The sequence below is a fragment of the Mesorhizobium sp. M5C.F.Ca.IN.020.29.1.1 genome (assembly GCF_003997375.1).
GTDB classification, from domain to species: domain Bacteria; phylum Pseudomonadota; class Alphaproteobacteria; order Rhizobiales; family Rhizobiaceae; genus Mesorhizobium; species Mesorhizobium wenxiniae.
This window is the reverse complement of the sequence record NZ_RZSW01000258.1, coordinates 1-8,282: the sequence shown is the minus strand read 5'-3', so window position 1 is coordinate 8,282 and position 8,282 is coordinate 1. Positions and strand designations below refer to the sequence as shown.

Annotated in this window: 9 protein-coding genes and 1 pseudogene; 8 read left to right on the top strand and 2 right to left on the bottom strand. The window is 66.3% G+C overall.

The features are described 5' to 3' along the window. Positions 1-1,455, bottom strand: a 1,455-nt coding sequence (locus EOA85_RS20185; RefSeq protein WP_127210911.1) for an ATP-binding protein, incomplete at its 3' end; no start/stop codon positions are given. Beyond that, positions 1,452-2,171: a response regulator gene (locus EOA85_RS20180; protein WP_065009610.1), complete on the bottom strand. Its 720-nt coding sequence runs from the start codon at positions 2,169-2,171 to the stop codon at positions 1,452-1,454. The genes EOA85_RS20180 and EOA85_RS20185, both read right to left, overlap by 4 nt. Positions 2,172-2,492: 321 nt before the next feature. Here EOA85_RS20180 and EOA85_RS20175 point away from each other — a divergent pair, with 321 nt between their 5' ends. The 8 genes and pseudogenes from EOA85_RS20175 to EOA85_RS20140 form a co-directional block, all read left to right on the top strand. Further along, positions 2,493-2,963, top strand: coding sequence for a (2Fe-2S)-binding protein (locus tag EOA85_RS20175; protein ID WP_029352620.1), 471 nt, complete (start codon positions 2,493-2,495; stop codon positions 2,961-2,963). Between the two features lie 11 nt (positions 2,964-2,974). After that, positions 2,975-5,149, top strand: coding sequence for a molybdopterin cofactor-binding domain-containing protein (locus tag EOA85_RS20170; protein ID WP_127210910.1), 2,175 nt, complete (start codon positions 2,975-2,977; stop codon positions 5,147-5,149). After that, positions 5,136-5,480, top strand: a complete 345-nt coding sequence (locus EOA85_RS20165) for a c-type cytochrome (RefSeq protein ID WP_245485894.1) — start codon at positions 5,136-5,138, stop codon at positions 5,478-5,480. Before EOA85_RS20170 ends, EOA85_RS20165 begins: the two co-directional genes overlap by 14 nt. Further along, complete coding sequence (locus EOA85_RS20160) at positions 5,467-6,729, top strand: NAD(P)/FAD-dependent oxidoreductase (RefSeq protein ID WP_206523332.1); 1,263 nt, start codon at positions 5,467-5,469, stop codon at positions 6,727-6,729. Before EOA85_RS20165 ends, EOA85_RS20160 begins: the two co-directional genes overlap by 14 nt. Beyond that, the gene (gene soxX / locus EOA85_RS20155) at positions 6,729-7,178 is read left to right on the top strand and encodes a sulfur oxidation c-type cytochrome SoxX (protein ID WP_127210912.1); all 450 of its coding nucleotides are present in this window, start codon (positions 6,729-6,731) and stop codon (positions 7,176-7,178) included. The genes EOA85_RS20160 and soxX overlap by 1 nt, the downstream gene beginning before the upstream one ends. A gap of 2 nt (positions 7,179-7,180) precedes the next feature. Further along, on the top strand, positions 7,181-7,663 hold the full coding sequence (locus EOA85_RS20150; protein ID WP_127210909.1) for a SoxY-related AACIE arm protein: 483 nt from the start codon (positions 7,181-7,183) through the stop codon (positions 7,661-7,663). Further along, positions 7,663-7,983: a thiosulfate oxidation carrier complex protein SoxZ gene (soxZ, locus tag EOA85_RS20145; RefSeq protein WP_127210908.1), complete on the top strand. Its 321-nt coding sequence runs from the start codon at positions 7,663-7,665 to the stop codon at positions 7,981-7,983. The genes EOA85_RS20150 and soxZ overlap by 1 nt, the downstream gene beginning before the upstream one ends. Continuing rightward, positions 7,983-8,282 (top strand): annotated as a pseudogene (locus EOA85_RS20140) (sulfur oxidation c-type cytochrome SoxA); the annotation flags it as partial. The gene soxZ and the pseudogene EOA85_RS20140, both read left to right, overlap by 1 nt.

Genomic DNA, 8,282 nt, shown 5'->3' with positions numbered 1-8,282 from the left:
CGGAGGGTGCGTTTCAGGTACAGGCGCCGGGGCCAGCTGCTTGGCCATGTCGATGAGCGGCAGCCTGATGACCGCGCGAAGACCGTTGCTCCGGTTTTCCAGCACGATGTCGCCGCCGTGGTGACGGGCGATGGCGCGGGCAATTGACAGGCCGAGCCCGACGCCGCCAGTCTCCCGGTTGCGCGACTGCTCCAGGCGGAAGAAGGGGGCGAACACCTGTTCCATATCGCCTGGCGGTATGCCAGGTCCGGCGTCCTCGACCACGATGTCCAGGCTGTCGGCACTCCTGACCAGGCTCACCTTGGCCTGCTCGCCATAGCGGACGGCATTTTCGACGAGATTGCGGATCGCCCGGCGAAGGGAGTCCGGCCGGCAGCGATACAGCACCTTTGGCCCGTCGCTGACGGTGATGTTTTGGCCCAGCTCTGCCAGATCGTCGCAGAGGCTGCCGGCCAGCGCCGAAAGATCGACGGTTCGCGTCTCCTCCACGGCGGCGTCCTCGCGCGCGAAGGCGAGCGCTGCTTCCGTCATCGACTGGATCTCCTCGATGGTCTTCAACATCTTTTCCTGGAGATCGTGATCCTGGACAAACTCCGCGCGCAGCCTGAGCGAGGTCAGCGGCGTGCGCAGGTCGTGACTGATCGCCGCCAGCATGCGCGTGCGGTCCTCGACGAAACGCTGCAGGCGCTCCTGCATGCGATTGAACGCCTCGGCGGTCTGGCGGATGTCGGCCGGCCCTGATTCCGGCAGCCGCGGCACAGCCTCGCCGCGGCCGAACAGTTCAGCGGCATTGGCGAGCCGTCGCAGCGGACGCGCGATTGCCTGCGCCCCGAAAATCGCGATGGCGGAGAGGATGAGTGCAGTGAGCGCCAGCGATATCGCCGATTGCGTCGTCCAGAAGGCGTTCGGCATTGCCTTGGCGTAGGCCGCATTCAGCCAGGTGCTGTCATCGAGGCGGACGGAAAGGCCCATGCCGTTTGGGGCGGCGTCCATATAAAGAAACTTGGCCGGCCGAGAGAAAGGCCTGCCATTGCCGGACAAATCCACCATGCGCGGCGGCACGGAACGGTCGGCGGCATCGACTGCGCTCGAGGCCTGTCCGTTCACGTAGGCGGCATACTTCCCGGCAATCCCGGGCAGCGGCTTGGCGAGCTGGGTCAAGGCTTCCTGTTGCCAGGCGAGGGGATTGTTCGGTCCGCCGTCCGAGGTCCAGAAACGCGTATAGGCCGTGCCGCTGACGTTGAGGATGTCGGGCCGAAGCGAGGGCGGCGTGGTGTCCAGCAGAAGCGCAAGCGAGGACGTGCGACTGACGAACTCGCCCTTGGCCGCCGCGTGCAGGGCCTGTCCGCGCTCGTCCCACGAGATCAGGAATGTGATTGCCTGCGACAGGGCGAGCGCAAGCAGCACCAGCATGAGGAAGCGGGCCGCCAGGCTGCGTCTCCACAACAGCATCATGCCGGAGCCACCTCGGCGGTGAAGCAGTAGCCGCCGCCCCAGTGCGTCTTGATCAGCATCGGACTCTTCGGGTCCGCCTCGATTTTCTTGCGCAGCCGGCTCACCTGGTTGTCGACGGCCCGGTCGAACCCGTCGGCCGAGCGCCCAACCGTGAGGTCGAGCAGCTGATCCCGGCTGAGTACGATCCCGACATGCTCGATAAAGGCGGTGAGAAGGCGGAATTCAGCCGTGCTGAGCGCGACCGCCACGCCGTCGAGCCCGACCAGCTCGCGGCGGCCTACATTCAGCGTCCAGCGGTCGAACCGCAGCGCGTTCGATTTGAGACGACCGCGCTGCGGCGGCAGGCTGTGGACTCGCCTGAGCACGGCCTTAATCCGCGCCAGCAGTTCTCGCGGATTGAACGGCTTCGTCAGGTAGTCGTCGGCCCCGATCTCGAGGCCGACGATCCGGTCGATCTCCTCGGCCATGGCGGTAAGAAAGATGATCGGAACGTCCACCGTCCCGCGCACGTGCCGGCAGGCGGCAATGCCGTCCTCGCCAGGCATCATGACGTCGAGGACGATAAGATCGGGCAGGCTGCGGTCGAGCAGCCGCTTGAGCGCGGCCGTGCTGTCGGCGACGCTGACGCGATAACCTTGCTGGGTGAGGTATTTCCCGACGAGGTCGCGGATGTCCCTGTGGTCGTCGACGACCGCGATGTGCTGCGCCGCTTCCATACCAATGCTCCAAAGCCGCCGCTGAATAGTCGGCCAGTATCGACGATATTTAGATTGCGTCTACACGGATGATCACCTTCTGCGCCACGGCGGCAATCTCGTGCGGCATCAACAAAGCGTGAGAAGTGTAACGAGATGTATCAGAGCGCAGCGCCTGCGACAGCTTGCGATGAACTGCCGGTCGTCGGGACAAGGTTCTGCGACAGCTTCCGCCTAACTTGGCCTCGTCGCTAGCCCGGACTTCCGGTCTTTGCCGCCAGGCCATGCCGCGCGGCATCCAGACGGCGGTCCTCGCCAGCCTTTGATCGAAAGGATTGCACAATGGCCAGATTGATCATCAACGGCACGCCCCGTGACATCGAGGTCGATCCGGATACGCCGCTGCTGTGGGTGATCCGCGAGCAGATCGGGCTTACCGGCACGAAGTACGGTTGCGGCGTTGCCGCCTGCGGCGCCTGCACCGTCCATATAGACGGCGTCGCCACGCGCTCCTGCGTACTTCCGGTGAGCGCGGTCGAGCCGGACCAGCAAATCACCACCATCGAAGGGCTTTCGCCAGACAGTTCACATCCGGTCCAGCAGGCTTGGCTTGCGCTCGATGTGCCGCAATGCGGCTACTGCCAGGCCGGCATGATCATGGCTGCGGCGGGCCTGCTCATGCAGAACCCGAACCCCGCGGACGAGGACATCAACGCCGAGATCACAAATATCTGCCGCTGCGGCACCTACAACCGGGTGCGCGCCGCGATCAAGCTGGCCGCCAAAAGCGGCGAAGCCACGCAGCGCGGTTGAGGAGATCAGTCATGAACGCCATAATTTCCATCTCCCGCCGCAGCTTCATCATCGGCGTGGCCTCCACGGCCGGCGGCCTGTCCCTCGGATTCAACGTGCCGTTCATCAAGCCGGCACTTGCCGAGGGCGCCGAGACCGCGCCGGAGATCAATGCCTGGGTGGTGATCAGGCCCGACGATACGGTTGTCATCCGCATCGCCCGTTCCGAGATGGGACAGGGGACGTTGACCGGCCTGGCGCAACTCGTCGCCGAGGAGCTGAATTGCGACTGGTCAAAGGTCACGACCGAATATCCGTCGCCGGCCCAGAACCTCGCACGCGACCGCGTGTGGGGCAATTTCTCGACCGGGGGCAGCCGCGGTATCCGCGAGTCGCACGAGTATGTGCGCATTGGTGGCGCCGTTGCGCGCGAGATGCTGATTGCCGCAGCGGCCGCCGAATGGGGCGTGCCGGCCAGCGAATGCACTGCAAGGATGGGCATGGTCACGCATGCAGCATCAGATCGCGCCACCTTTTATGGTCAGTTGGCCGCCGCCGCCGCGCGGATGACGCCGCCCGCCAACATCACGCTGAAGGACCCCAAGGATTGGACCATAGCCGGCAAGCCGCTGCCGCGGCTCGACACGGCCGACAAGCTCAACGGCAGCCAGGTTTACGGTGTTGATCTCAAGCTGCCGAACATGCTCAACGCGGCGATCCGGGCCTGTCCGTATTTCGGCGGCAAGGTGGAGAGCTTCGACGCGGCGGCGGTCGCAGGCATGCCCGGCGTGCGCACCGTCGTTCAGGTCGACGAAACCGCCGTTGCCGTTGTCGCCGACACGTGGTGGCGGGCGAAGACCGCTCTCGATGCCCTGCCGGTCGTCTGGGACGAAGGTCCCAACAGGCAGGTCACCAGCGCCTCGATCGCGGCGATGCTCGAAGAGGGCCTCGCCGCAAATGATGCCTTCATTGGCGCCGAGCAAGGTGACGCGGGTGCCGCCCTGTCCGCCGCCGGCCGGACGGTCACGGCGACCTATGCCTACCCCTATCAGAACCACGCGACCATGGAGCCGATGAACGCGACGGCGCTCTACACGCCGGAGCGCTGCGAGGTATGGGTGCCGACCCAAAATGGCGAGGCGAGCCTTGCTGCAGCGGCCGAGGCCGCAGGCCTGCCGGTGCAGCAATGCGAGGTGCACAAGATCCATCTCGGCGGCGGCTTCGGCCGGCGCGGCAACTTCCAGGACTATGTGCGCCAGGCGGTCAGCATTGCCAAGCAGGTGCCAGGAACGCCAGTAAAGCTTATGTGGTCGCGCGAAGAGGATATGCTGCACGGCGCCTATCACCCGACCACGCGATGCCGACTGACGGGCTCGCTTGACGCGGACGGCAACCTGACCGCTCTGCACATGCGCATATCCGGCCAGTCGATCCTTGCCGCAGTGCGGCCGGAAGGCATGCAGAACGGTATGGACCCGGTGGTCTTTCAGGGCCTCGTGCTCGCCGGCACGGAAGGCACGCTGGGATATACGGTGGACAATCTGCTTGTCGACCATGCGATGCGCAACCCGCCGATCCCGCCAGGATTCTGGCGCGGCGTGAACCTCAACCAGAACGCGCTCTACGTCGAGTGTTTCATGGACGAACTCGCCCATGCGGCCGGCGTCGACCCGCTCGCCTTCCGCCGCAAGCTGATGGCCAAACATCCGAAGCATCTCGCTGTACTGGAGGCGGTTGCCGAACGGATCGGCTGGGACACCCCGGCCGCAGCGGGTGTTCACCGCGGGCTCGCGCAGATCATGGGTTTCGGCAGTTTTGTCGCGGCGGCAGCGGAGGTTTCGGTCACCGACGGGCAGCTCAGGATCCACCGCATTGTGGCGGCCACCGATCCGGGTCATGTCGTCAATCCCGCACAGGTGGAGCGGCAGGTCGAGGGCTCCTTCGTCTACGGCCTTTCCGCCTGCATTTACGGCGAGTGCACGGTCAATGGCGGCCGCATGGAGCAGGAGAACTTCGACAGCTACGAGGTTCTGCGCATGGCCGAGATGCCGGAGGTGGAGACGATCATACTGCCGTCCGGCGGCTTCTGGGGCGGCGTCGGCGAGCCGACCATAGCGGTCGCCGCGCCGGCCGTCCTCAATGCGATCTTCGCCGCCACCGGAAAGCGCATCCGCACACTGCCGTTGAAAAACCATGACCTCGCATGACATGAGGCGCTCGAAGAACAGGCGCGGCAGACGATCGTTCGTGCCCGTTCTGCTTGCGGGGCTCGTGGCCAGCGCGTCGGCGCGGGCCGACGCGGCGCCTGGTGCGACGGCGTGCACCGGCTGTCACGGGCCGGCGGCGCTCGGCTCAGCCATCCCCTCGCTCGACGGCCATGCGGCCGACGACATCATTGCCCAGATGCAAGCCTTCCGTTCCGGTGAGCGCAAGGCGACGGTCATGGACCGCATCGCCAGGGGATTTACCGAGGAGGAGACGCGCGCCATCGCCGAATGGCTCGCTAAACCGGAGGCGGCACGCCATGCCCAGCCGTAGAGCCCTGATCGGTGGCGCGGCGGCCAGCGTCGCCGCGGCCGTCCTTGCCGCGCCGCAGGTGCGCGCACAGGCGCAGCCCCGCGTGATCGTCGTCGGCGGCGGCTTTGCCGGGGCGAGCTGCGCCCGCGCGCTGAAACGGCTGGATCGCGACCTTGCCGTGACGCTGATCGAGCCAGCGACAGCCTATCTGGCCTGCCCGTTCAGCAATGCCGTTGTTGCAGGGCTGCGTGGCATCGAGGCGCAGACCTTCGGTTATGACCGATTCGGCGACATCGGCCTCATTCGCAAGCGCGCTGTCGCCGTTGATGCTGAGCGCCGGCGCGTTCGGCTGGAGGATGGTACGGACATCGGCTACGTCAGACTGGTGCTGGCGCCGGGCGTCGACCTGCGCTTCGACGCTTTGCCGGGCTACGACGAGGCGGCAGGGGCGATCATGCCGCATGCCTGGAAGGCGGGGCCGCAGACGCTGCTGCTGCGCGACCAGCTCGCGGCGATGCCGGACGGTGGGGTCGTCGTTCTCTCCGCGCCAGCCAATCCGTTCCGCTGCCCGCCCGGTCCCTACGAGCGGGCAAGCCTGATCGCGCATTACCTCAAGACCAGCAAGCCACGCTCCAAGCTGATCATCCTCGACGCCAAGGACGCCTTTTCGAAGCAGCGCCTGTTCGAAGCGGCCTGGCAAGAGCTCTATCCCGGCTTGATCGAATGGGTGCCACTGTCCTCGGGCGGCAGGGTGACGGAAGTCGACCCGGCGGCAAGGACGCTGGTGACCGAGTTCGGCAATCACAAGGCGGATGTCGCCAACGTGATCCCGCCGCAGCGTGCGGGCGGGATCGCGCAGTCGGCCGGCGTCGCCGATCAGACGGGCTGGTGTCCGATCGACCCGGTCACCTTCGAGTCCCGCCTGCAGCCGGCGATCCACGTCGTCGGCGACGCGGCGATCGGCGGGGCTATGCCGAAATCCGCCTTCAGCGCCAACGCCCAGGCAAAAGCTTGCGCCGAGGCGGTCAGCGCGCTGGTCAGGGAGCGGCAGCCGGCGCAGCCGAAGCTCATCAACACCTGCTACAGCCTGGTCGCGCCCGGCTACGGCATTTCGATCGCAGGCGTCTACCAGCCGCGCGACGGCCTGCTTGCCGAGGTGGAGGGTGCGGGCGGCACCAGCCCGCTCGAAGCACAGCCCTCCGATCGCGAACTGGAAGCGGCCTATGCGGAGGACTGGTTCCGAACGATCACCAGTGAAGCGTTCGGATGATGAGGGTGGCTTGCCTCGCTCTTATGGGATTGCAGCTTGCGGCCTCGCCCGGTGCCGGCGAGGAGATGGGGTCTTATGTCGTGACCGGCGATGCGATCATGGAGCCTCTGGTCGGCGGCAAGGGCGATCCGGCGCGCGGCGCCACGCTGATCTCGGACCGGCAGCGCAGCCTCTGCACGCTCTGCCACAGCGGCCCGTTTCCCGACGCGCATCTGCACGGCACGCTGGCGCCCGACCTGACCGGCGTCGGGGCAAGGCTTTCGGATGGCCAGATCCGGCTGCGCGTGGTCGACATGAAGCGGCTCGTGCCGAACACGATCATGCCTTCCTACTATCCGGTCGCGGATGAGCAAGGCCGGCGTGTCGCCACCGTCTGGCGCAGCAAGCCGATCCTGAGCGGCGCCGATATCGAGGATATCGTCGCCTACCTCACCACGCTGAAGGGGTGATTATGCACGAAGACCCGCTTCGAGTTCACGGAGGCTTGGCCGGACGGCGGCAGTTTCTTCGGGCCGGCATGACTGGTCTGCTGGTGATAAGTCTGCCGCGCTGGGCTGTTGCCCGTCCGAGCCTCGAGGACGCGATCCGGACCTTCACCGGGGGAGCCGACGTCCTCGACGGCCGCATCCGGCTCGATCTGCCACCCCTGGTCGAGAACGGCAACGCGGTCGGGATCACGGTCGCCGCCGAGAGCCCGATGACCGCGGACGACCATATCCGACGCATCGCGGTCTTCAACGAGAAGAACCCGGAGGCGAATGTCGCGGTTTTCCACCTCGGGCCGCGCACGGGCCGCGCCACCGTCTCGACGCGGATCCGGCTCGCGACCTCTCAGGTGGTGGTGGCCGTTGCGGAGATGAGCGACGGCAGCTTCTGGTCGAGCCGGGCGAGCGCCATCGTCACGCTGGCCGCCTGCATCGAGGATCTCTCATAATGGCGCGCGCGCTCGTCAATGTGCCGAAAACGGCCAGGCAGGGCGAGGTCGTCGAGATCAAGGCGATGATCGCCCATCCGATGGAAACCGGCTATCGTATCGGCCCGAACGGCTCCAACATCCCCCGCGACATCATCCGCCGCTTCGCCTGCGCCTACAACGGCGAGGAGGTGTTTTCGGCCGATCTCTTTCCAGCGGTGTCGGCCAATCCGTTCATTGCCTTCACGCTCGTCGCCACGACGAGCGGCACGATCGACTTCACCTGGACGGACGACACAGGAAGGACGCAGACGGCGTCCGCCATGATAACGGTGAACTAATGCATACGCCTTGGCGGCTAGCAGCCCTCGGTGTTGCCGCTATTTGCGGCATCGTCTCTGCCGCCGGCATCGAAGACAGCGCGAAGCGCTCCGGTTTCGACTTTATGACGCCGGAGACGCAGGCGCTGCAGGCCGACGACACGAGCAACCCCGGCATGCTGTGGGTGCTGCAGGGCGAGCAGCTCTGGCAACAGGCGGGGGGCAGGGCGGATGTTGCCTGCGCCGGCTGCCATGGCGATGCTTCCCAGACGATGCGCGGCGTCGCCACGCGCTACCCGGCCTTTGACGAGGCGATAGGA

Coding starts and splice junctions, on each gene's coding strand:
- EOA85_RS20165 (WP_245485894.1), top strand. CDS start 5,136: ATGACCTCGCATGACATGAGGCGCTCGAAGAACAGGCGCGGCAGACGA.
- soxX (WP_127210912.1), top strand. CDS start 6,729: ATGAGGGTGGCTTGCCTCGCTCTTATGGGATTGCAGCTTGCGGCCTCG.
- soxZ (WP_127210908.1), top strand. CDS start 7,663: ATGGCGCGCGCGCTCGTCAATGTGCCGAAAACGGCCAGGCAGGGCGAG.
- EOA85_RS20160 (WP_206523332.1), top strand. CDS start 5,467: ATGCCCAGCCGTAGAGCCCTGATCGGTGGCGCGGCGGCCAGCGTCGCC.
- EOA85_RS20180 (WP_065009610.1), bottom strand. CDS start 2,171: ATGGAAGCGGCGCAGCACATCGCGGTCGTCGACGACCACAGGGACATC.
- EOA85_RS20150 (WP_127210909.1), top strand. CDS start 7,181: ATGCACGAAGACCCGCTTCGAGTTCACGGAGGCTTGGCCGGACGGCGG.
- EOA85_RS20175 (WP_029352620.1), top strand. CDS start 2,493: ATGGCCAGATTGATCATCAACGGCACGCCCCGTGACATCGAGGTCGAT.
- EOA85_RS20170 (WP_127210910.1), top strand. CDS start 2,975: ATGAACGCCATAATTTCCATCTCCCGCCGCAGCTTCATCATCGGCGTG.